25 protein-coding genes are annotated in these 20,581 nt (G+C 42.3%); 5 read left to right on the forward strand and 20 right to left on the reverse strand.

All coding sequences use genetic code 11. The features are described from left to right. The 9 genes from V1502_RS11365 to V1502_RS11405 all read right to left on the reverse strand — a co-directional run bounded on the left by V1502_RS11365 (position 1) and on the right by V1502_RS11405 (position 9,582). The gene (locus tag V1502_RS11365) at positions 1-1,632 is read right to left on the reverse strand and encodes a hypothetical protein (RefSeq protein WP_409250765.1); all 1,632 of its coding nucleotides are present in this window, start codon (positions 1,630-1,632) and stop codon (positions 1-3) included. Beyond that, a complete protein-coding gene (locus V1502_RS11370; protein WP_409250766.1) occupies positions 1,625-2,473 on the reverse strand; it encodes an ABC transporter permease in 849 nt (282 codons plus the stop codon). The genes V1502_RS11365 and V1502_RS11370 overlap by 8 nt, the downstream gene beginning before the upstream one ends. Further along, positions 2,474-3,406: an ATP-binding cassette domain-containing protein gene (locus V1502_RS11375; RefSeq protein WP_409250767.1), complete on the reverse strand. Its 933-nt coding sequence runs from the start codon at positions 3,404-3,406 to the stop codon at positions 2,474-2,476. Continuing rightward, complete coding sequence (locus tag V1502_RS11380; RefSeq protein WP_409250768.1) at positions 3,403-5,829, reverse strand: hypothetical protein; 2,427 nt, start codon at positions 5,827-5,829, stop codon at positions 3,403-3,405. The genes V1502_RS11375 and V1502_RS11380 overlap by 4 nt, the downstream gene beginning before the upstream one ends. 439 nt (positions 5,830-6,268) lie before the next feature. Then, entirely contained in the window at positions 6,269-6,823 is a 555-nt protein-coding gene (locus V1502_RS11385) for a lysostaphin resistance A-like protein (protein ID WP_409254334.1), read from the reverse strand. 118 nt (positions 6,824-6,941) lie between these two features. Next, the gene (locus V1502_RS11390; RefSeq protein WP_409254335.1) at positions 6,942-7,541 is read right to left on the reverse strand and encodes a GNAT family N-acetyltransferase; all 600 of its coding nucleotides are present in this window, start codon (positions 7,539-7,541) and stop codon (positions 6,942-6,944) included. A 118-nt stretch (positions 7,542-7,659) separates the two neighbouring features. After that, positions 7,660-8,514 (reverse strand): alpha/beta hydrolase, encoded by an 855-nt coding sequence (locus V1502_RS11395; protein WP_409250769.1) that lies wholly within the window; start codon positions 8,512-8,514, stop codon positions 7,660-7,662. A 38-nt stretch (positions 8,515-8,552) separates the two neighbouring features. Then, complete coding sequence (locus V1502_RS11400) at positions 8,553-8,684, reverse strand: DUF3953 domain-containing protein (RefSeq protein WP_409250770.1); 132 nt, start codon at positions 8,682-8,684, stop codon at positions 8,553-8,555. Between the two features lie 151 nt (positions 8,685-8,835). Continuing rightward, a complete protein-coding gene (locus V1502_RS11405; protein ID WP_409250771.1) occupies positions 8,836-9,582 on the reverse strand; it encodes a DUF5694 domain-containing protein in 747 nt (248 codons plus the stop codon). A 410-nt stretch (positions 9,583-9,992) separates the two neighbouring features. Here V1502_RS11405 and V1502_RS11410 point away from each other — a divergent pair, with 410 nt between their 5' ends. The 4 genes from V1502_RS11410 (at position 9,993) to V1502_RS11425 (ending at position 13,379) form a co-directional block, all read left to right on the forward strand. Next, on the forward strand, positions 9,993-10,523 hold the full coding sequence (locus V1502_RS11410; RefSeq protein WP_409250772.1) for a sigma-70 family RNA polymerase sigma factor: 531 nt from the start codon (positions 9,993-9,995) through the stop codon (positions 10,521-10,523). Continuing rightward, entirely contained in the window at positions 10,520-11,449 is a 930-nt protein-coding gene (locus V1502_RS11415) for a hypothetical protein (RefSeq protein ID WP_409250773.1), read from the forward strand. The genes V1502_RS11410 and V1502_RS11415 overlap by 4 nt, the downstream gene beginning before the upstream one ends. 62 nt (positions 11,450-11,511) lie before the next feature. Beyond that, entirely contained in the window at positions 11,512-12,345 is an 834-nt protein-coding gene (locus V1502_RS11420; RefSeq protein WP_409250774.1) for an ABC transporter permease subunit, read from the forward strand. Then, positions 12,345-13,379, forward strand: a complete 1,035-nt coding sequence (locus V1502_RS11425; RefSeq protein WP_409250775.1) for an ABC transporter permease — start codon at positions 12,345-12,347, stop codon at positions 13,377-13,379. The genes V1502_RS11420 and V1502_RS11425 overlap by 1 nt, the downstream gene beginning before the upstream one ends. A 684-nt stretch (positions 13,380-14,063) precedes the next feature. On the opposite strand, the gene V1502_RS11430 is transcribed toward V1502_RS11425, so the two are convergent. From V1502_RS11430 to V1502_RS11480, 11 genes are all read right to left on the reverse strand, one after another. Then, a complete protein-coding gene (locus tag V1502_RS11430; RefSeq protein WP_409250776.1) occupies positions 14,064-14,414 on the reverse strand; it encodes a hypothetical protein in 351 nt (116 codons plus the stop codon). Positions 14,415-14,439: 25 nt separating this feature from the next. Beyond that, a complete protein-coding gene (locus V1502_RS11435) occupies positions 14,440-14,961 on the reverse strand; it encodes a GNAT family N-acetyltransferase (RefSeq protein WP_409250777.1) in 522 nt (173 codons plus the stop codon). A 162-nt stretch (positions 14,962-15,123) separates the two neighbouring features. Next, positions 15,124-15,558, reverse strand: a complete 435-nt coding sequence (locus V1502_RS11440; RefSeq protein WP_409250778.1) for a cell wall hydrolase — start codon at positions 15,556-15,558, stop codon at positions 15,124-15,126. A 74-nt stretch (positions 15,559-15,632) separates the two neighbouring features. After that, complete coding sequence (locus V1502_RS11445) at positions 15,633-16,244, reverse strand: LysE/ArgO family amino acid transporter (protein ID WP_409250779.1); 612 nt, start codon at positions 16,242-16,244, stop codon at positions 15,633-15,635. A gap of 45 nt (positions 16,245-16,289) precedes the next feature. After that, positions 16,290-16,559 carry a hypothetical protein gene (locus V1502_RS11450; RefSeq protein ID WP_409250780.1) on the reverse strand — a complete coding sequence of 90 codons (270 nt, stop codon included), beginning with the start codon at positions 16,557-16,559 and terminating at the stop codon, positions 16,290-16,292. Between the two features lie 144 nt (positions 16,560-16,703). Beyond that, positions 16,704-17,207, reverse strand: coding sequence for a DNA topology modulation protein (locus V1502_RS11455; protein ID WP_409250781.1), 504 nt, complete (start codon positions 17,205-17,207; stop codon positions 16,704-16,706). Positions 17,208-17,261: 54 nt separating this feature from the next. Then, on the reverse strand, positions 17,262-17,459 hold the full coding sequence (locus V1502_RS11460) for a hypothetical protein (protein WP_409250782.1): 198 nt from the start codon (positions 17,457-17,459) through the stop codon (positions 17,262-17,264). Between the two features lie 470 nt (positions 17,460-17,929). Then, positions 17,930-18,082 (reverse strand): hypothetical protein, encoded by a 153-nt coding sequence (locus tag V1502_RS11465; RefSeq protein ID WP_409250783.1) that lies wholly within the window; start codon positions 18,080-18,082, stop codon positions 17,930-17,932. Next, positions 18,075-18,410: a hypothetical protein gene (locus V1502_RS11470; protein ID WP_409250784.1), complete on the reverse strand. Its 336-nt coding sequence runs from the start codon at positions 18,408-18,410 to the stop codon at positions 18,075-18,077. Before V1502_RS11470 ends, V1502_RS11465 begins: the two co-directional genes overlap by 8 nt. A gap of 107 nt (positions 18,411-18,517) precedes the next feature. Then, entirely contained in the window at positions 18,518-18,898 is a 381-nt protein-coding gene (locus tag V1502_RS11475) for a hypothetical protein (RefSeq protein WP_409250785.1), read from the reverse strand. 152 nt (positions 18,899-19,050) lie between these two features. After that, positions 19,051-19,770 carry a TIGR02206 family membrane protein gene (locus V1502_RS11480; RefSeq protein WP_409250786.1) on the reverse strand — a complete coding sequence of 240 codons (720 nt, stop codon included), beginning with the start codon at positions 19,768-19,770 and terminating at the stop codon, positions 19,051-19,053. A 208-nt stretch (positions 19,771-19,978) separates the two neighbouring features. Here V1502_RS11480 and V1502_RS11485 point away from each other — a divergent pair, with 208 nt between their 5' ends. Next, positions 19,979-20,572, forward strand: coding sequence for an MEDS domain-containing protein (locus V1502_RS11485; RefSeq protein WP_409250787.1), 594 nt, complete (start codon positions 19,979-19,981; stop codon positions 20,570-20,572). Positions 20,573-20,581 lie beyond the last annotated feature (9 nt).

Genomic DNA, 20,581 nt, shown 5'->3' on the forward strand with positions numbered 1-20,581 from the left:
TTATTCCCCCTCCGGATTCAATTCACTGAAGTAATTTTTCACAACATTTTCAAGATTGCCCGGAAGCGCCATGCGATCGACGCTTTCCCGGTATGCCTGTTCATACTCTCCATAAACTTCGCTATACGGCCTGGCCGAACCTTTCAAAGCAGGAGACTGGCCGGATAACTGTTGTTCACCCGAACCTTGGCCGAGCGGGCCGTTTTCGACCGACTGATTGGTTTGACCGTCAAGACGCTCAGGTACGGTCACAAGTTCCCTCGATCCCTGCCCGCGTCCGGCTCCGCTTCCTCCGTTTCCTGAACCACTTCCGCTCCCGGATCCAGCTCCTCCTCCAGAACCAGACCCTGAACCTGAACCATTACCGGAACCGTTTCCTGAGCCATTACCAGAACCATTTCCAGAACCATTTCCATTTCCATTAGCGCCGTTTCCTGCTCCTTGACTGCTGCCCTGTCCACTTTGGCCCTGTGAAGCAGCACCGTTTGCAGAATTACCATTTTGCCCAGCGCTTCCCTGTCCGGCTGGAGAATTATTGAATGACAAGGATTGAGCCGTACCTAAACCAGCGGAATTCATTTCATTGTTCAGACCTGAGGCGAGCGCCTGGAGTGAAGCTTGAACAGAAGCGACCTGAGATAAGGAGGAAGCCGAAGTCATCAGTTCCTCTAGAGACTTTTCCAGATTAGCGAGCATCTTTTCCAGCTGTTCTTCCGTCAACTCGCCGTCCAGACTCTCTCTGCCGGTCTCCTGATTCATCTGCTGAAGGGCTTTCATCTCTTCCTGGCTCAGTGATTTCTTTTTCTTGAGTTTCTCCATCGCTTCCTGAAGCTTTTTCTGATCCATTTCGTTTAATGCTTGTGATAACTCGTCCAGACTGCTTCCAGCCGTATCCTCCGACAGGGCTTTCAGTGTTTTTTCAGCCATTTCTGCTTCTTTCTTCAATTCAGCTGTTTTTCTTTCTTTCTCCAAAACTTTTTCCAGTGATTGCTGTGCTGTCTTACTTTCAGCAAGTTCTTTCTGAAGCTGAGCCAATTCGTTTTCAACCTTTTCATTAGAACCCTTTTTCTTTTCTTCCGCTAATTTCTCTACTTTCTTTCTCGTTTCTTTCATGATCTTTTCCTCAGTTTCTTTCTGTTCAGCCCGCTCCATCATCGTGTTAGGGAAGGCCAACGATAATGAAATGAGCAAAACAAGGAAAAGCACAGAATAAAGAGACTTACGCGGCAGATTCACAGCCTTGAGCTGTTCCACCTGCCGTCTGGTTTCTTTCATCTTCCTTAACGCATCTTTCCGCTGAAGCTGATACATAATGTCGTCTTTATGAAGAGAGGAAAGCGCGGTGGTGACCGTCTCCTCCCCTGTAAAATCATCATATTTGGCGGCCGCATCTTCTCGTCCCGGCTTAGTGAAGATGCCGTATAGGACAAAACCCACAACGATAAGACCGCTGGTTATCATCATTTTTTCCCAGAGATAAGGAATGATGAGGAATCTCCCGGCAAGCGCCCATACTGCAGCCGCCCCGGCAGCACCTAAAAATCCATAGGACAGTATGATGCTGATGTGCCTGACAAGGAGTTTCCGTTGAAGCGGAAGCAGCATGGAAAGAAATAATTTCACATCATGCATTCTTCTTTCTTCCTCTAGGCTTCATTTTCGGACGAAGCTTGGAAATGCTGATCCATAAAGATACCGCGGCAATGATTGTAAAGCTGATGACAAAACTGATCCAAAAAGGAAAATCAATTCCAGTTCTTGTGACAAATTCATCTTTCATATTGGGCTCAAAAATCGTCATCAGGACAAATGCCGGGTTCGACATAATCATGAAATAAGGAGCCGGATTCGTCTGGGTTCCCATATAGAAAGCGGTCATGAAAAACATCGTCAGAAATCCCGTTCCCGCTGTCAGGAAAAGGGCTACACCATAGGTCGCAATCATGGCCACGATCGTCTTCTGAAGGATTGTGGAAAACAAAATCCCTACACTTCCAATCGTAATAATGGTCATCACATATAACCCGAATGTACCCAGGAGGACACCGGGTGATACGCCTCCAAACAGAAACACTATGCTATATAACGGAAGCGAAGCTGAAATCATCAGGAACAGAAAGGCAACAGACGACAAGAGCTTGCTGAGAATGATGCTTGTCGACGACTGCTCCGTTGTCAACAGCATGTTAAGTGTCTGCCTCTCCCGTTCCCCGCTGATCACACCTGCAGTCAGCCCCGGAGTCATGAACATGATCAGTGCCAGCTGGACCATGGACAGGACCATGAACATATACCGGCTTTCTTCCGGACGGATATATCCCGACTGGCTGTTCATCGTCGTGATATAAATAAAGCCGATGGCTACAACACCCAAAGTCGCAAGGTAAAACAAGATGCCAAGAAAACTTTTCAGCGACCGCAGCCGCAATTTTATTTCTTTATTTAACACCGGGTTGATCAGAAGTGTCTTCATCTACTCATCCCCTTTCGTAATTTCCAGGAAGATGTCTTCCAGATCCGTCTTCTTCTGGGTAAAATCTGTGATTAAGAGACCGGCCCCTATGGCTTTCGCAAGGAGCTCCACTTGCTCGCGGTCTGTTCCTGAGTAGGCAAAATGGATGGTCCCCGGCTCCTTCTCATCCCGTACTACTTCCGCAACATTCGGGTCATCCTCGAAGAAAGCGACTGCTTTTTCGACGTCTTCCATCACGGTGACATCTAAAACTTTGTTTGCCTGAAGCTTCTGTTGGATTATTGAAACGGAACCGGAAGCGACCAGCTTTCCGTTCTCAATGACTCCAAGTTCATCACACATTTCGGCAAGCTCAGGAAGAATATGGGATGAAATCAAGATCGTCTTCCCCATGGTTTTCAATTCTTTTAAAATATCCCTCATTTCAATCCTTGCCCGGGGGTCGAGTCCGGAAGCTGGTTCATCGAGGATCAGCACTTCAGGATCATGAATCAGGCAGCGTGCAAGGCAAAGCCTCTGCTTCATTCCCCGAGAAAGCAGGTCCACATAGGAATCTTTCTTATGCGAAAGGTTCACGAGTTCCAGCAGCTGCGGAATCAGGGATTTCCGCTCCGCTGCCGAAAGTCCGTAGCTTGCTCCATAAAAATCAAGGTATTCAGATGCCTTGAATTGGTCATACACCCCGAAAAAATCAGGCATGTAGCCGATCTGCTTCCGGACCATCTTAGGATCTTTCGTTACATCAAATCCGTTGACATAGGCCGATCCTTCCGTAGGTGCCAAAAGGGTTGCCAGAATGGAGAAGGTGGTCGATTTACCGGCACCGTTCGGACCCACAACGCCAAAAACCGTCCCTTTCTCAATGGACAGGTTCAAGTCATCCAGTGCTGTAAAAGAACCATATTTTTTAGTTAAATTGACGATTTCTATCATTGCGCAAACTCTCCTTCTATCGTTACTCCCGGCACCGGTACCTGCGGGTTATGCTGACCTCTTTTTTCAATACGTACAGTCAGCCTTCCGTCCTTATCAATATAGCGGCCGACATTTTCATCCATCTTGATCTGCCTCACACCGGTCTCTAACTCCTCTGCCTCTCCGGTTTCAACATTGATAATGAAGATGCCGTCATTTTTAACGGTTTCCCTGAACGTAAGCAGGAGTTTCGAATAATTCACTTTATTTTCCACAACCGAATCTGGAAGCTGGAATACAAGATCATATGTCCCAGGTTCGGCATCGATAAAGTAGTTGTCTTCCATAAACTCCTGGTGATAAATCATCCCCTCCACCACGGAAACTTTCGGCTCCAGCTGATCATTTTTCAACATGAATTCGCCGCTGTTTTCCGTTTCAATAGAGATCGTCTGCAAGAACAGGTTCAATGAATCTTCATTAACCTTCTTGCCATTAATGGTCATGTTCATTAATGACTCTTCGGAATACCCGATGATCAGCGGTTTATTCGTTGAAGAGTTGTACAGTTTTTCGCTAAGTGCAAAATCAAGAAGGTTGAATTTCTTCCAGTCATCTCCCTTTCCATTCTGCATGCCTGGTCCATACATATGACGCTGCATGCCAGGGAACGCCCTTGATGCAGTGTAACTGTTCGGTGCTCCCAGCAATGCGGCCGGCTTTTTCTCTAACTCTACATTCTTTGTCTCCCCTTTTGAGAGGGTACCGATTTCGTAGGCACTGCCCCCGGCGAGGATGAATACGTCTTCCAAATCATAGTTCATATTATTGGTCACTGTCCCTGTGATCTGTGTTCCAGCGGCCGTTAACGCGCCCTCAATACGGCCTGTTTCCACGGATGAGAATCGATTCAGCACGGAACGGACAGACCAGAACTCGACGTCTTGGAACGTCACTTTAGGACTTTCTCCGGTCGTTTGAACCATCGGGTATTTACTGTAATTGACTTGTTCTACGAACTCTTGGTTGAACGGGATAGGATGTAGACTTTCGCTCCCGAGTTCAACCGAATAATCTCCTCCGCTGCTGGACAGCATGGAAGCGAAGTGATAGCCGGAACCAAAGCCTTCTTCATTAACTGAGACGATGCCGGCTTTATTGATGGATTCGCCGCCGGAACGATCAGAAGCCCCTGTAAAAAAGATTCCAAGACTTGTCACCACAGCAATCGATGGGATGATCCACCATCCCCATTCGCGTTTATCCACCTTTTTCAAAATGAAGTAAAGGATTGGTACTATAACGATTATATAAGCCGCAAACAACCAGGCTATGAGCGACACCGACAAGAAGGAGGAAGAAAACAGCTCCGTTGTGTATCGCAGAATATTTTGTGTCTGATCATAAAAAGACATCGGATGCTGCATGTTGGAATCTACAGAAACCGTTAAGATTCTGTTCCACCAGCCGCTATTTCCTTCCCATGAGGCCAGAGGCTCTTCGGAGAAGTTATAGGTAAGCTGGGTGACCTTCCCCATTCCAAAACCTTTTTCAACTGCGAGCGGTTTTCCGCCCTCGACAATCAATTCGTCAAGATTGGCATCCCCTTCACCTGTCATTACGGTCATTTCCTCAAGTGTTAATGGCTTTTCACTATATCCGTTGAGGAAAGACAGGTCCTTCAGCTTTTCCTCTCCTGTGACATTCATAGGGATTAAAGAATTCAGACCGCCCATTTTCTGCTGTAAATCCGGGGTGCTTCCGATAATGAGATGGCCTCCCAAGTCCACCCATTGTTTTAACGCTGCCTGTTTCTTCTCAGGCAATTGATCAATTGAGTAATCATGGATGATTATGGCGTCAAACATTTCGAACCCTAAGCTGTCCTCCGGTAAAGTATCCGCTGTCAACGGAAGCACTTCAGGTGTTTCCCCTTGATAAGAAGTCAGCTTCAACACATTCATCCCATCAGGGTTGTCACTTAAAAGCCCGAGAACAAGCTTCATTTCCGGAATGTAGCTAGGCGTAAGATTGCTATCGCCCTTCGTTTTGATCAGTTTCCCATCTTCCCATCCGCCTTCATAGAAACGGATGCTTTTATCCTTATTTGTATACATCGGACCGCCAAAGTCAGTCAAACCTGGTAAAGACACCTGAATCTTTTGTTCCGCCCCGGCGGCAATTTCTACAGGCACAACCAGATTTTCATATGCATGATAATAGGGATTGGACGAGATGACGAGATCCCCTGTTATGTCCTCTCCCTCATTTGTGATGGTCACAGTCACCGGAAACGCCTTCCCGTGCTTGACCTTCCCTTTTATCCCTTCCTCTACCTCAATCGTGAGTGCTCCTTCTGCAGCAGCTTCCGTACCCGTCCATGGCAAAAATCCCATGAACAGGAACAGAACTGCCAAAATCTTCAATATGTAGTGTTTCACCCAAAAACTCCCCCTCTTTATCTTCTCTTTATTAAAGACGACGCTCAGACCAAAAAAGTTCTGCTTTCCTACCAAAATATTAAAATTTTTCCTTTTTATTTATTTGAGCACCCTCCCTTTTGCTGGTGAACAAAACTAAAGGCGCAACCTCGCCCGGGGATTACGCCTGTGTTTCTTCTATGTATTTTAGTCTTTTGAATGGTTTATTCGGGAAGGCGTTGTTATGTTCCTGCTTTTTTTGGAATCTTTTGTAGAATGGTTTTTTATTAGTATGATATAAGTTGGTGAGTGATTCTTTCTATTGATTTTTGATGATCGGTTTAGTGGTTACATTTTTTGAGTGCATGTCGTTATCTTGCTAGCTCGTGGACATGCTCTCCGCATTATTTGTAAGTTCATGTTGCATTAATGCTAGAATGAGATTCTCTAAGCGAACCTGTTAGTAAAAAGTGGCAAAGAGATTCCAGAGTGAGTGAGCAACCATAGGAACCAATAAGTTTCTAAACCGGATAGCAAGAATACTTAAAGCAACACCGAGTATAAAGGCATCTAGAAAATTTGAATGTAAAGAAGCAAATAGAACTGACGACATAATCAACATGGGGTAGCGCAGCTTTTCGGGAGGGACTAATATCAATACCCCTCTAAACAAAAGTTCTTCATAAATAGGAACCAAAATAGAAGTAATGATCAAGAGCTGGATGTATTCAAATGCACTTATAGGCAAAAAATAAAGTGAAAAAGGATGATGCTGAATGAACAAAACTAAGGCTAACAAGCCAACCATCCATACGTATGTACTTTTCTTTTTTAAAGGTGAGAGATTAAAAAATGAATAGTACTCTTTCCTTGATATAAGGATTAATAAAATCACAAAATACAAAATGACGAAGAGCTGGTTTTGCAGCTTGGTCTTATATATATCTTCCGGAATGGTGCTCTTTATAAAAATAAATTGGTCCGGCAGCTGTATGCCGCTAATAAAGAGACCCATCACAAAAATCACAAAAAGCAAAAATGAATTCAGACTGAATTTCAAGACTCTTGGAAAAGACAAATACCGATCCCTACTTTCTTATTCGCTTTCCTATCTTTAAAAATCCAAATGGAAATCAATTTATTAGACGAACAATGTGTGATTCACGAGCATCAGGATTAGCTACATATTCTTTTTGAATAATCCCATAAACCGCACAGTCTTTATATTGATTTTTTGAATTACGGATCATATCCCTGATTATGCCTTCCTGCTGCATACCTACCTTCCGCATAACCTTTCCCGATGCTGGGTTATCTGTATTATGTGCCGCAGAAATTTTATGAACGTTCATATAGGTAAACCCGAACTCTACTACTGCTTTTAAGGCTTCAGTGCCGTATCCTTTGTTCCACCAATGATAACCAAGCGAATAACTCACTTCACAGTTTTCCGTAGCTCGATCAAAATCATATAAATCGATTTCTCCAATCAGCTCGCCACCATCCTTCAGTTTGATGGCCCAGTAACAAAATTCTTCATGCTCATACTTTGAAACAATATTAGTCAGCCGCTCCATCGTCTTAGAAACAGATGTATGCGCAGCACTGACTCGGTTGTCTGAAACCTTTTCATCCGATAACCAATGATGAAAGGCTGTTTGAGCGTCAGTGAGCTTAAACTTTTCCAGGAATAATCTTTCGGTCTCTATCGTTGGGGTTCCCAGGTACTTAATCGTGTTTCACCTCTTTTTATATTCGCAGCACTTTACACTGCCATCCTTAATACCGCTTCCCAAAGGAGCTAGAAGCACATTACCATAAACTTTTTCTTCTATTAAAATTCTGTAAATCTTAAGAGCTTGATAATAGAAACTTATGTACATCAACCATTGAAAATCCTTCACTCCAATGCACATAATGCCCTGCAGCAAGTGGATAATAAGTGATTGGAAGTGAATACTTTTTTAATCGATTTATGTAGTCACTTGTGTTTCGGTACTCTTTTTCGTCTATCCCTTCAAAAGTACCGTAAATCAAATATGTAGGAACAGTTATCTTTTTTAACAATTTAGGGAGATTAAGATTATAGTAGCCAAACATAAGGTTAAGGCCGCTTATTGAAAAATCCGCCGGCTGTTTCAAAGCTGTTCGTATATAATCATTCTCCTCTAAATACACCCTTTCACAAAATTGCTTCACTACAGTATCAAAATGGGTTTTTTGTTCCTCCTTTTGGGTAAAAAGCGGTTCCAGTTTACTCAAAAAACGTGACCCAAATAGTTTTACGCAGACACTAAGGAATGGAAAGGCAAAAGCAAATGGACCAAATTCCGACTTCGGTATTCTCGGAAAAGGTTTGTGGCCCTGATCCAGTAATAGTAAATTATTCACTTTATGCGGATAATATATGGCAAAAGCCAGTAATATAGCTCCCCCCAGAGAATGACCAATTAAGTTGACCTTGCTAAGATTGGATTCTTCCAAATAACTATTCACCCAATCTGCTAATCGGCGATCTGTAATACTTCCCTCAAGACCCTTGCTTTTCCCTAAGCCTGGTAAGTCGATTAAGTGAGTCTCATAATGATCACTTAAGTACTCTGCTATATTAAGCCCTTCTTTCCCAGAGAAACCTGCAGCGGGCAAAAAAATTACCGGTTCACCCTTGCCGACTCTCTCAACATGATAATTACAACTCTTCACCATATCTTTCACCTCCTGAAACAGACATTGTCTAAATAGTTCTATAAAGTATAGATGGAAACGAAAAGGAGAAATCCTGAGGTGACAAAAGATAGAATCGCATAGGAATATGGCTTCTCCTTTAACTCCGATACTTCCATAACCAACATATAAGCACTTAACGAAAAGAGCATATCGTTTTGTAATTCCTAGTTCCCGGAGATTAACGCGTAAAGTCATAAGCTTAGGGTAAGTACCGTGAGGACTGTCCTCAAAATCTCCAACAACTTACACTTCCTCCTTTTGAAAGTAAACGCAAGTATCCCTATATTTCTACTTAAATTGCTAAACTTCAAGGTATTCCTCGGCTATTTCAACGTTAAAAACTCCACTCTCTTGAAGAAACTGCATAAGCAGATGAAGATGACCGGCCCCGTAAAGAACAAAAATCCTTTCTTGACCTGATTGTGCTAACTCTACTATTCTCTTATAAATGACCATATTGCGATAATACCAATACTGAGCCGTCCACATCGCCCCGGCTGGAGTGTGAGGATCACCAATCAATGCAATTTGCATATAGGTTTCTTGGCTGGACTTAATATTCTCAGAATTGTTCAACCATAAGAGAAACTCACGGATTGAATGGTTGTTAAAATAGTTTTCAATCTCGCTGCTTCTTTTTTCTTCTTTGACCAGTATCTCATCAAAAATCCGGGAGCCAGTCTCCTTGGCCCATTCGCCAAGATTAGGAACCCCTTCTACTTGGCCGTTCCAATCCACTGCGAATAGTTTTTTATGGTTCATTTCCTTTGCTAATTTAAAACCAAATTGATGCCGCTCGTTGGCCGTCAAGGTGAAATTTCCGCCTCTGAAGGCATTGTATTCTTCATTCAAGCGATCCTGCCTTTCTTTGACCACTTCCAAAGCGACTTTGGTTGGCCGGAATTTTTTCAACATCTGTACTACCTCGTTGATCTCTCTCTGCCGCTTTTCTGAAAAAATCCCCTCCGTCTTTGGCATAAAAATGTCGCCGTTATCAGGAGTATCTAAATGATTTGTTCCCAATACCAATACAGTTGATTTCTTCATTAAGATAATCACATCCCTTACTTAAGAAGTAAGTTTTCATATTTTTCTACGATTCATAAGGTATAAATTTCATATAAAAGCCCGCCAGTTATTATTTGGGGATCATCCACCAACTCGCCCAGTCGAGAGGTTAGACATATGTTTTTCCAGTCCATTTCATAGTGCATCTCAACCAAGCCTCTTTCTCCATCCACATTTTTCCTTTCTATTATCTTACCATTCAAATCCACTGAAGAACAAAAGACTTTTTCCTATTGTTGAGAATTCTGTTCGTTTTGAGTGCCGATTTCATTTACACTTATACTAAATGTGGAAATATTTAAATTTTTTTGAACCAAACCATAACTTTACCTATCTAATAAGTAACGGCCAGATCAAGTTTGCTTCATAGTGCCAGGAGGTGTGAACATTTGCAGGAGAAAAAATTAATCAAAAAAGCCAAAAAAGGGCATCATTCATCTTTTATTAAATTGATGCAGCAATATGAGCAGTCTATGTACCGCGTCGCGAAAGGGATTTTGAAGAAAGACCATGACTGCGCGGATGCCATTCAAGACACCATCTTACTCTGCTACAAAAAGATTTCCACACTGAAAGAGGATAAGTATTTCAAAACCTGGTTGATCAGGATTTTGATTAATGAGTGCTATGCACTAATAGAGAAACGGAAAGTTGTCATCCCTGTAGAATCTTGGAATGAAAGCGACCAGTCGGAAATCGACTTAAAACTTTCTGTCCAGGAAGCTGTCTCTTCCCTGAACGACTCCTTAAGAATTGTGACGACACTCTTTTACTTTGAAGACATGTCAATCAAGGAGATTTCCGATGCTGTCAATATCCCGGAAGGAACAGTTAAATCTCGCTTGTCTACTGCGAGGCAGCAAATGATGGCCTTTCTGGAGGAAGAAAAAACCTCTTTTAAAAGGAGTGTGCGGAAATGAATGAAGAAAAATTCGACAACAAGATGAAAAAACTGTTCGAGGATGATTCAATCCCCTCCATTGTAAAAAATAGAATCAATGATACATATAAGATGATTGAAGAAGAGCGCATGCAGAAAAAGAAATTTTTTTCGTTTTCCATAAGTAAAGGGCTGCGCGCAGCTCTTATAGGGGGAGGTTTGATCACCCTTTCTACCGTAGGAGTCATTGCCTCCCAGGGATTTCAGTTGTTTGATTCGGAAGGTGAAGTCATGATGGAATTGACAGAGCCCCCATCGGATATCAGGGAGTGGGATGCTGAATCTGCTGAAGCCTTCAAGGATAAGGTGAAACCCGGTGAAGCACTGATCTCCTATAAGGTCAGCGATTATCCGGAGAAAATTTTCACTGTTCACCGGCAGCCGAGGAAATTTACGGACTACCAAGAATACAAGAGATCCATCGAGCACTCTTATGTCCCAAGTAAAACACTTCCATTCGGGCTGGCTTTTGTCGATGGCAAGATTATGGTCGATGTAGCCGAAAGCCAGTTTGCGAGAGCAGAATCGGAGCTATATGCCAAAGCCCGCTACAGCGATAAAGAAGTTCTGTCTAAAACTGTGAAGGTTAAAGAAAAGAAAGATCAACTCGGAGTAATCACCCATTATAAGAATGAAGATTTTGACATGTTCATCAGGAGCTCTTCCAGAGTGGAATTATATGAGAATATGCCCTTGGACGATGGTGAACTGGAGATCACCAAACTTCGCATCCATGATCACGAAGTCTTTCACCTTCAAAAAGAAACAGGACCATTCCCATATCAGTCCATTCTATGGATCAAGGAATACAACGGTGAGAAGATCATGTATGAAGTGCTGACTTACTCCCTGGATATGGTAACCAGGGAGCAGCTTATAGAAATTGCCGAGAGTGTAGGGGGTTAGAACAGGTTGGTGTGATCCAGTCCTGCTCCGCTGCTTTTACTCTCATTTACAGGAGGTCCCATATGGCAAAATTGAAATCATCCGTCATCCAGATCCTGTTCATCCTGACAGGTATCTTTGCAATCAGCATCCTGCCTGCAATCATCAATGAAGTTTGGCAGATTCTTTCAGGATTCTTTTCCCTATCAAATTTAGTGTATATTAACCCGATTTCACATATAGAAAGAGAACTTTTCCCTTTCTTTTGGAACGCATATGAATATTCCCTGGGTGTATTTTTTTCTGCCCTGTTCTTGTCTCTGTCCGTTGCCATCGTAATCCTGTTCTTCTATTTTTTGCTTGGCAAGCCGTTTCAGATGTTGGTCGATTTCATATCCTTTACAATGAGTTCGCTCCCTGACATATTTATCATAGTCGGAAGCCAGCTGCTCGTTGTATACATATTCAGAAAAACCGGTGTATTCCTGTTCGATTTCGTAGCACTGGGAGAAGACAGGGCTTATGTCCTGCCGATCCTTTGCTTGTCCATCCTCCCCACCATGTACTTCATCAAGACATTGACAGTCCTCATGAAAGAGGAATTTGAAAAGCAATATGTCGAACTGGCAAAGAGCAAAGGGGTCACATACTTTCGTATCTTGTTTGTGCATGTATTCAGAAACACGATCATCAGTTTGGCATACCACGGAAAAAACGTCATGTGGCTTATGCTCTCCAACCTTCTGATTTTAGAGTATCTATTCAATATGCTGGGTGTGACGACTTTCTTGTTCTCGTATAATACCCCCACTCTGTTTGCTGTGACTTCGATCTTGCTGTTCGTGCCCATCTTTGTATTTTTAAAAGTAATTCAGCGAATGGCCAATTCAATGACAGGAAATGAGGTGGAACTATAATGCTCAGAGTCATCAGACAGCCATTATTCATTATTGGATTTTCAAACATCTTTTTCATTACAGCAGCAAGCATCATCCATGCCACTCATTATGATTCATACATCCCGCAAACCGAATGGCTGAAAGACAGTGAAGGAAACATGATTAAAGGAGCTCCGCTTCCACCGTCAAAAGATATTCCTCTGGGAACCGATCAGTTCGGCTATCATTTGCTTCAGCAACTGTTACAGGGAGCCAAATATACATTCGGCGCTGCATTCCTGACCTCCATATTGGGATTCATCTTATCTTTTGTCTTTGGTATCCTTCTAGCTTTTTGGAGAAAAAAAGGATCAAAAACCATGGTAAAAGGGATATCGTCCTCCTTTTATTTTGTACCCCAATCAATCATTGCTTATAACGTGCTTTATCCGGTACTCTGGGAATCACCTGAGGGATTTCCCTATTCATTAACCGGAAGAGTCGTCTATCAGATTGTCATGCTGGCCCTGATTCTGGCCCCCACAACAGCTTTGCTGATTGCCGAAGAAACACGGGAAATATTGAAGAAAGAATTTATCGAAAGTGCCATTACCTTGGGAGCTTCTCCCTTTCACATTTTTAAAAAGCATGTGCTTCCCCACCTGCGGCCAAGGCTGTTCATGATTTTTCCAAGGATTGTTGTCCAGGTGCTGCTCATTATCGCCCATCTCGGGATCTTTCAGATTTATTTTGGAGGCACTTCAGTCTGTTATGATGTCTTCTGCGATCCGCCGATGCCAGTGGCCTTCGAATGGTCAGGAATGCTCGGCATGTACATTAAACAAATCAATTACCAATGGTGGCTCGCTTTTGGACCTTTGGCCTGCTTCACTTTAACCATCTTGGCCATCAACAGTATGGCAGCCGGTATTGAAAAAGGGTTGACTCCGCCAAAAGCTTACCGCAGTAGATGGAAACTCTGGAGAACGTGGAGGAACCGAAAGATGGACCCCATTCCAGGCTCTTCTTACACGGTCGATGCCAATGATTTTAAACGAGTATCGAATGGGTGATAATTTTATAGAGATTTAACCGTGGGCGGGAAATACTATAACTTTGAGCCAGGCTCAATTTACCCCTTTTGTGCCAGGTTCAATTCTCCCCTTTTGAGCCTGGCTCAATTTACCCTTTTTGAGCCTGGCTCAATTTACCCCTTTTGAGCCTGACTCAATTCAACCTTTTTGAGCCTGGCTCAATTTACCCTTTTTGAGCCTGGCTCAATTCTCCCTTTCTGAGCCTGGCTCAATTCACCCTTTTTGAGCCTGGCTCAATTCAACCTTTCTGAGCCTGGCTCAATTCACCCTTTTTGAGCCTGGCTCAATTCAACCTTTCTGAGCCTGGCTCAATTCTCCCCTTCTGAGCCTGGCTCAATTCAACCTTTTTGAGCCTGGCTCAATTCACCCTTTTTGAGCCTGGCTCAATTCACCCTTTTTGAGCCTGGCTCAATTCACCCTTTTTGAGCCTGGCTCAATTCACCTCTTTTAAGCATGGCACCTATTTTCACAATACATGTATCACTTTGCAGAAGGATAATCCGCCTTTTAAAGAATTATTAATTTACAATATAGATGGCATCATAGATGGAGCTATGTATTCTCCTCAATTTCATTCTAAAAATACCAATTATTTCAAACTTTATGACCTTATTCAATGAAATTACTAAAATTAAAAGCGCAATCCACTTTCGGATTACGCCTTCATAACCAATTCCTTTTCTTCCTATAGCTTTTGCCCATTGACGATGGGGAAAAAATAACTCTGTAGCGGTATCCAAGTTCTTTGATGACACAGTCCGTTAACTCCCTGCCTTTTGTATTGTGCTCTTCCTCCATCTCAACCCCATTTTTTACTAATTCATCCTTGATCCAGTCTATCCATTCACCATAGTCGTTGGCCCATTTCAACAATTTTTCTTCTAACTCTTTTGAAAGCCCCAATTCTTCCAGCTCTAAATTGGTACCGCATTTGCTGCACCATATCGGATCCGCTCCGACATCTCCTTTGACTTTTAGATCAAAGGTTTCGTTCAGCTTACATAGACAACGCAAATAGATTCCCCCATTCAAATTAAATTTAAAGATACTTCTCCATCCGGATGTCCTTCCACATCCTGTCCTGCCAATATGTAAAGTCCTCCAATTCGCCAATTTTCTTGTAGCCAAGCTTCTCGTAAAGCTTGATCGCTCTGGTGTTGTACTCAAAGACACCAAGCTCAATCCTCTTCAGTCCTTCTTTTTCAATCTCCCTTTCCAAATGCTGAATGGCGTGGAATCCGATTCCTTTTCCCCGGCCTTCCGGTTCCCCGATGGTGATGCCTATCCAGGCTGTTTCCGGTTCTCTTTTAAAAAGATGAACAGGATCGATCATATAATTCATTTCACCTATCAACTTGTCCTCAGAATAAATCAAGTAATGCCGGTGGTTTTCAAGTCTTTTCTTTAATTGGGAAAGAGTCACTTCTTCCCTATGCTCAAATTCTTCTTTAGTGAAGTTAGGACGGATTAAATGAATGATGGTCGAATCGTTTTCCCACCGATTGAACGCCCGAACAGTTTCTGTAGTCGGTTCCGTTAGCCTTTCGAATCGTAAACTCATTATTATTCTCCTGTTCTTTTCATTATTGCTTCCTATAGATTACTGTACCAAGAACCATCCAACAATGTCAGCAACAAAGAAAACGGGAACATCCCCTGTCGAAGACGTTCCCTTGTTGAGTGAAAAATGATAATACAATGTAAAAAGAGCAGATGATACACCTTAATAGACACTGTCACAGCTTCCGCCGACTGGCTCATAATAACAATGATTTTTATACTGGCCCGCAAAAGGCTGACCGTACCAGGTTGGAGGACATGGCCCATATGGATTGAAATACCATAGGGAATACTTCGCTGGATGCTGACTCCAGTAGTCCAGGTTCTTTTTAGCCAGCTTCTTCTCAACCGATCTTGCCCGGTTATAGAACAAGTTCCCTTTTTGAACAGCTTCAAAGGAGTAATTCCCGCCCTGCACTTGGTAAATAACATCATAAATCGATCGTACATCTTTAAAATCAAGGCAGTCGGCTCTGGCGCGATTCACTATAACATTACCTACATACAACATCCCCTGTTTACCTTCACCTTCAGCTTCGGCTCTCATCATCCTTGCCATCAAGGCTACATCTGAATCCCGGTATTTAACTCTTGGCATTTTTTTCACCTCAGAAATAGTGTATGAAAAATGCCCATATTGATGTCACTAATTATAGTTATGTTTTTTAAAAGTCAGCTGATTAAGGTGACCAGTAAATAGACGGCCGTCCCCCATATGATCAAGGCTGATACTTTATTTAAAATGGTTATGTAAGCTGCTGAGTTTCGCAGGCTGCCGACTCGTTTTCCGATAAAGGCAAGAGCAAAAAACCAAATCCACGAAACAGCAATGCAGGCGATGGTGAACGCGAATTTTTCAGAACCCGAATAAGAAAGGGAGCTTGTGCCGATGACTCCGATTGTGTCCATGATGGCATGGGGATTCAATAACGAAACAGAAGCTGCAAAAACGATTTGCCTTTTCGGTGAGAGAACTCTTTCTTCGTGTGCACCCGACTCAGGCTTACTATTCCAAGTCACAAACCCCATATAGACTAAAAATATGACACCGGCAGATAACAATAGAAATTTTATCCAGTATATCCCTAGAACTATAACGGAAACACCTAAGACCGCTAACGATATGAGGATCGTGTCACAAATGGATGCAGTAAGAACTACGGGAAGGGCCCTGCTGAACTTCCGCTGCACAGATCCCTGATTGAATACAAATACATTCTGGACCCCGAGCGGAAGAATGAGTCCAAATGCTAAAATGGCACCGTGTATAATGCTACTAATCATTGGTGGTACATATCCTTTCTTCTATGCAAAATCAACTAACAGGGTCTACTTTTTAAAAGTTGAATAATATTCGTAGCCCAGCATGGCTGCTCCTATTAAAGCAATTGCGATCCCTATAATAAATGGAAAACCTAAGAATAAAGACTGTACCACTTCATCCCCATATGACTCTGCTCCAAAAATTGCATTCCATAATTTAGACTTTCCCGACCAAGATGTCATGCTTGTTGCATAAGCAGAACCCGCAATTATAATGGAGCCAACTAAAATAAGTCCTCCCAGCATAAAGAAACCGCCAATTATGGTTCTTTTCATTGTATCACCCCTTACCTCAGCGGCTATCTAACGATCAACATTAATCAAAGCGAAAATTTTTACGATGTGCCAATAACTACTTTCATCGTATTCTCATCTTTACACTTTTATGAAGTAGGAGTCAGAAGTTATCCTGAAAAACTCCTATACTCTATCCAACCAATTTTGTACTTCCTTTTGACTTTTAAGAATAATGATATTCTTCTCTTTTGAAAACTTTTTCAGTTTCGTCAAAACATAGGGCTTCTTCGTAAGAGGGTACTTCCATATCCATTTCAAAAACTTCAAATCAAGCTTTTCAATACACCCTTCCCTCATATCAGGCCTCGTCCTATTTATATATTGAATCATCCTTTTTAGCACTCGATATGTACAAATCAACCTGTGGATATCCAAAAAAATGATCGTGTCAGCAGCTTCCAGCCTAATGTCCAATGTACTGTTATAATTTCCATCGATGATCCATTTTTCTTCCGTGACTAAGGTTTCCTGCAACTCTATCTGTTCTTCTTTCGAAGTTGGGGTCCAATTTGGGTTCCAATGTAAACGGTCCAGGTGCCAAACCGATATATTCAGCTTTTTTCCTAACTTCTTTGCCAGTGTTGATTTACCTGATCCACCTGAACCAATGATTGCAATCCTGTTCATCATACCCTCCTTTTTTAGTAAAGGACGCTTTGCTTCACCTGTAAATGGAGTATTTTAGTTCCCGCCGCCATAGATGTGCGGACCACCACGTCGGGACTTCTCTAATTCAATCGCCCTTTCAGTGTCCTTTTGTTCTTCTGTTTTTTTCCGGTGTGACGGATGAACGTTCTTTTTTCTCTTTCTCTTATCAGAATAAATTAACAGGGCAGCAAACAAAACTACAAACAAGCCCCATAATATAGTAGATAACATCTTATCCCTCCTATGATATATATACGATTAAGACCGGGGTTGGTTTCATCGGGTAATATGGACAGACCAATATGAGTCCTTTTCGACCCAACATCCCGTCAAAAATCCATTCTCATTGGGCCGTTTACTCTCTTTTCGACCCGACATCTCTTCCAAAATCCATTCTCATTGGCCCATTTACTCCCTTTTCGACCCAACATCCCGTTCAAAATCCATTCTCATTGGCCCATTTACTCCCTTTTCGACCCAACATCTATTCCAAATTCCAATCTCATTGGGCCGTTTACTCCCTTTTCAAACCAACATCCGTTCAAAATTCCATTCTCATTGGCCCATTTACTCCCTTTTCAAACCAACATCTAATCAAAAAGCCATTCTCATTGCACCGTTTACACTTGTATCCTAAAACTTCTCTTCAACACTCAATTAGTCTATTATTCCGCACCTAACAACCCTTGATAATACCTTAATTAATCATCACCTTTGCTCCACTCTTCCAACAACGCAGCCGGCCTCTCTCCATGGATCTCTTCTGCTGTCTTGCCATCAAGTGAATATGGCCAGCCTCCAACGCCCTCCCCTACAGGGAATGAGGTGCCGCCGATAACTTCACCTTCATACACCAAAACACTGATTTCGGGCTTCCCCTGAAAAGCCTCGATAAGAATCATCAATCTTACTAATTGGGTGTTCCTCCACGATCAAGATTTCCTGCTTGATCACTTTCCCACCATATGAATCTGGCGAAAACGGTTGAACTGCACAGATTGCTAGATGCGGCAAATCGCCGAGTTCTTCCTTCGTAAAGGAATACTCCTGGCTGCCCTCATATGAGATGATATCATACTCTTTATTCAGTAAGTACTGCCTAGCGATCTCACCATCAGCATCCAGTTTATCATCACAAGATGCCAGCAATAAAATCAATAACGTCCATATTAGTTCTTCCATCGACAGGCATCCCTTAATGTGCAGAAATATAGATCAGAATACCAAACTCTATTCATCTTCAGCTTTAATGATAAAACTCGTCAGGTGCTCGTCATCAACAAAAACTTCTATCTTCCATAGTCCAGCTTTATCCAAGCCGAACTTGGCTCCACTTTGAATATTATCAATCCCCACTCATACAAGAGAACAGTCTCCTTGGTTTCCTTGTGAGTGGCTGTCATTTTGTACTTTTTTCCGGTATAATCTGCTGAATCATCCATCAGGTATACATGAAAATGCCGCCCCTGTCCCACTGGAAAAGCCGGTTCACCAGCTTCACCGTTAACCTTAGTAATTCCACACTTTCTTTCCAATCCATACAATGTCAAATTATCCTGTATAAATGGTTCAGACTCCTGCCAAACAATTTTTTCATTATTACTGGTACAGGCGGATAGAATAATTACGATAAGAATTAACAGCACTTTGAATTTTGATAATATATTCATACCTCCCCCCTTTTCAATAAGGAATTCAAAACCTTATTCCATTATCCTTCCAGTTAAGAGTCTCCTTCCTAAATTTAGGCTATTTTCTAGATACCGCTTAAAAAGCCCTCATTGCCAATAACAATGAGGGCCGCTAATTTGTGTAAAATTGATCAAGCTTGTAATCTCTCTTTCTCTCTTTCCCGCTTCAGCAACCAGCCCATCGGCAGGTACGTAAGATAAAACACGAAGAGTGCAGCAATTTCAAGATTGAGATAATACCTGATCCCTGAACCGAAGAACGACAAGATGGTCTTGGATTCCGTAGGGTTGGCTAAATAAAAGAAGTTTGTGTCCAAAAGAAGATTAATGAAGAAAATCGGAAGTGCAAGAAGGTTCAGCAACAGGAATCCGGTCCAGATAGCTTTTTTCGGAACCCGGTAGCCTTCATAGACGACGAAATACAGGACAGACCATGATATGGCCGCATGATGAAGAAAATACTTGATAAAGCGAAAATGTGGAAACTGATAAAAAACTTCCGGTGTGACCATGCTTAATATTGCAGGAAGGGACCCGATAAAAAACAATAAATAAAATACTTTCTTATTCGGCTTCAAAAACAAATAAATGCATAAGAACGTACTGACAGAACACAAGTGCAAGGGCAGGTTCCCGACCTCCCACTGTTCGGTCAAAATCAGCCAAAGGTGCTGAGACACTTCACTGAGAACGAGAATGCTGAATAACGTCCACTTGATGATCGACTGGTGAGGGTTTAAGAAATTCCTGAAAACAATCAACCAGAAGAATACAGCCACAAACAGTAGAAGGACAGTGATATGCGGGACAGAAAACAATTCGAATGTTTGCATTTCCGTAACCGAAAACATCATGCCACCCCTATCCTTTGAAATAAAGTGGTTATCATGAATAGTCTATTCGGCTGACATGTAGGTTTAGACGTTGTCCGCGATTTTTTGACAAAATCAGAGGGCTGTCTACCGATATAACAGCCCCCCTCCTCTGCTCTACAAAATAAATTTTAAAAAAATAAAGGGTTTTAGGGATATATCCCGAACATGTTTTAAGGAGAGGAAGGTGTTACAAGTGTCTGAGAAAGTAAACCATTACGCACAGAATCATGCGTGTACACATGTCCTCTATTGTTATGAGAATAGAGAAAGCTATCTCAATAACGCGGTGGACTATCTGGTAGCAGGCATTGAAAACGGAGAATCTGTCATTCTTATTGAAAGTGAAAGGAATTTACTCAGCCTGATGGAAATCTTGAAGGGAAAGTTGACTGAGCAGCAATTTGAAAAAATTCACACAATCAGTAACTTTGAGTTCTATTTGTCTCATGGAAGCTACCATCCTCCTGCTATTTATGAACAATTAACAAAGACGGTAACTCCGTATTTCGAAAATGACATTCCTTTTCGGACATGGACCAATGTAGAATGGGGAACATTGCAGGAGCCTAAAAAAATTGTGGATTGGTTTGAACGGGAAGTCGACAAGGTCGTCCATGAGCATGACATGACCCTCGTCTGCGCGTATGATGCTGAAAAAATGCCTGCGGAATTGCAGACGGTGTTGGAAATGAGTCACCCTCACATCATGACTGACGAAGATTTACTGAACTCCATTTCATACGAAACTGGGAAAGCTAAAATTGAAATTGGTGAATGATTTAGAATA

This window comes from Rossellomorea sedimentorum, assembly GCF_046237645.1.
In the GTDB taxonomy this organism is placed as follows: Bacteria; Bacillota; Bacilli; order Bacillales; family Bacillaceae_B; genus Rossellomorea; species Rossellomorea sedimentorum.

Bases quoted from the DNA above. Each gene is read 5' to 3' on its own strand.
- V1502_RS11420 (WP_409250774.1), top strand. From the start codon at position 11,512: ATGGCAAAATTGAAATCATCCGTCATCCAGATCCTGTTCATCCTGACA.
- V1502_RS11435 (WP_409250777.1), bottom strand. From the start codon at position 14,961: ATGAGTTTACGATTCGAAAGGCTAACGGAACCGACTACAGAAACTGTT.
- V1502_RS11365 (WP_409250765.1), bottom strand. From the start codon at position 1,632: ATGCATGATGTGAAATTATTTCTTTCCATGCTGCTTCCGCTTCAACGG.
- V1502_RS11445 (WP_409250779.1), bottom strand. From the start codon at position 16,244: ATGATTAGTAGCATTATACACGGTGCCATTTTAGCATTTGGACTCATT.
- V1502_RS11475 (WP_409250785.1), bottom strand. From the start codon at position 18,898: ATGAATATATTATCAAAATTCAAAGTGCTGTTAATTCTTATCGTAATT.
- V1502_RS11400 (WP_409250770.1), bottom strand. From the start codon at position 8,684: ATGCTCTTTTCGTTAAGTGCTTATATGTTGGTTATGGAAGTATCGGAG.
- V1502_RS11455 (WP_409250781.1), bottom strand. From the start codon at position 17,207: ATGAACAGGATTGCAATCATTGGTTCAGGTGGATCAGGTAAATCAACA.
- V1502_RS11375 (WP_409250767.1), bottom strand. From the start codon at position 3,406: ATGATAGAAATCGTCAATTTAACTAAAAAATATGGTTCTTTTACAGCA.
- V1502_RS11405 (WP_409250771.1), bottom strand. From the start codon at position 9,582: ATGAAGAAATCAACTGTATTGGTATTGGGAACAAATCATTTAGATACT.
- V1502_RS11480 (WP_409250786.1), bottom strand. From the start codon at position 19,770: ATGTTTTCGGTTACGGAAATGCAAACATTCGAATTGTTTTCTGTCCCG.
- V1502_RS11370 (WP_409250766.1), bottom strand. From the start codon at position 2,473: ATGAAGACACTTCTGATCAACCCGGTGTTAAATAAAGAAATAAAATTG.
- V1502_RS11425 (WP_409250775.1), top strand. From the start codon at position 12,345: ATGCTCAGAGTCATCAGACAGCCATTATTCATTATTGGATTTTCAAAC.
- V1502_RS11450 (WP_409250780.1), bottom strand. From the start codon at position 16,559: ATGAAAAGAACCATAATTGGCGGTTTCTTTATGCTGGGAGGACTTATT.
- V1502_RS11415 (WP_409250773.1), top strand. From the start codon at position 10,520: ATGAATGAAGAAAAATTCGACAACAAGATGAAAAAACTGTTCGAGGAT.
- V1502_RS11470 (WP_409250784.1), bottom strand. From the start codon at position 18,410: ATGGAAGAACTAATATGGACGTTATTGATTTTATTGCTGGCATCTTGT.
- V1502_RS11385 (WP_409254334.1), bottom strand. From the start codon at position 6,823: ATGGGTCTCTTTATTAGCGGCATACAGCTGCCGGACCAATTTATTTTT.
- V1502_RS11460 (WP_409250782.1), bottom strand. From the start codon at position 17,459: ATGTTATCTACTATATTATGGGGCTTGTTTGTAGTTTTGTTTGCTGCC.
- V1502_RS11395 (WP_409250769.1), bottom strand. From the start codon at position 8,514: ATGGTGAAGAGTTGTAATTATCATGTTGAGAGAGTCGGCAAGGGTGAA.
- V1502_RS11440 (WP_409250778.1), bottom strand. From the start codon at position 15,558: ATGCCAAGAGTTAAATACCGGGATTCAGATGTAGCCTTGATGGCAAGG.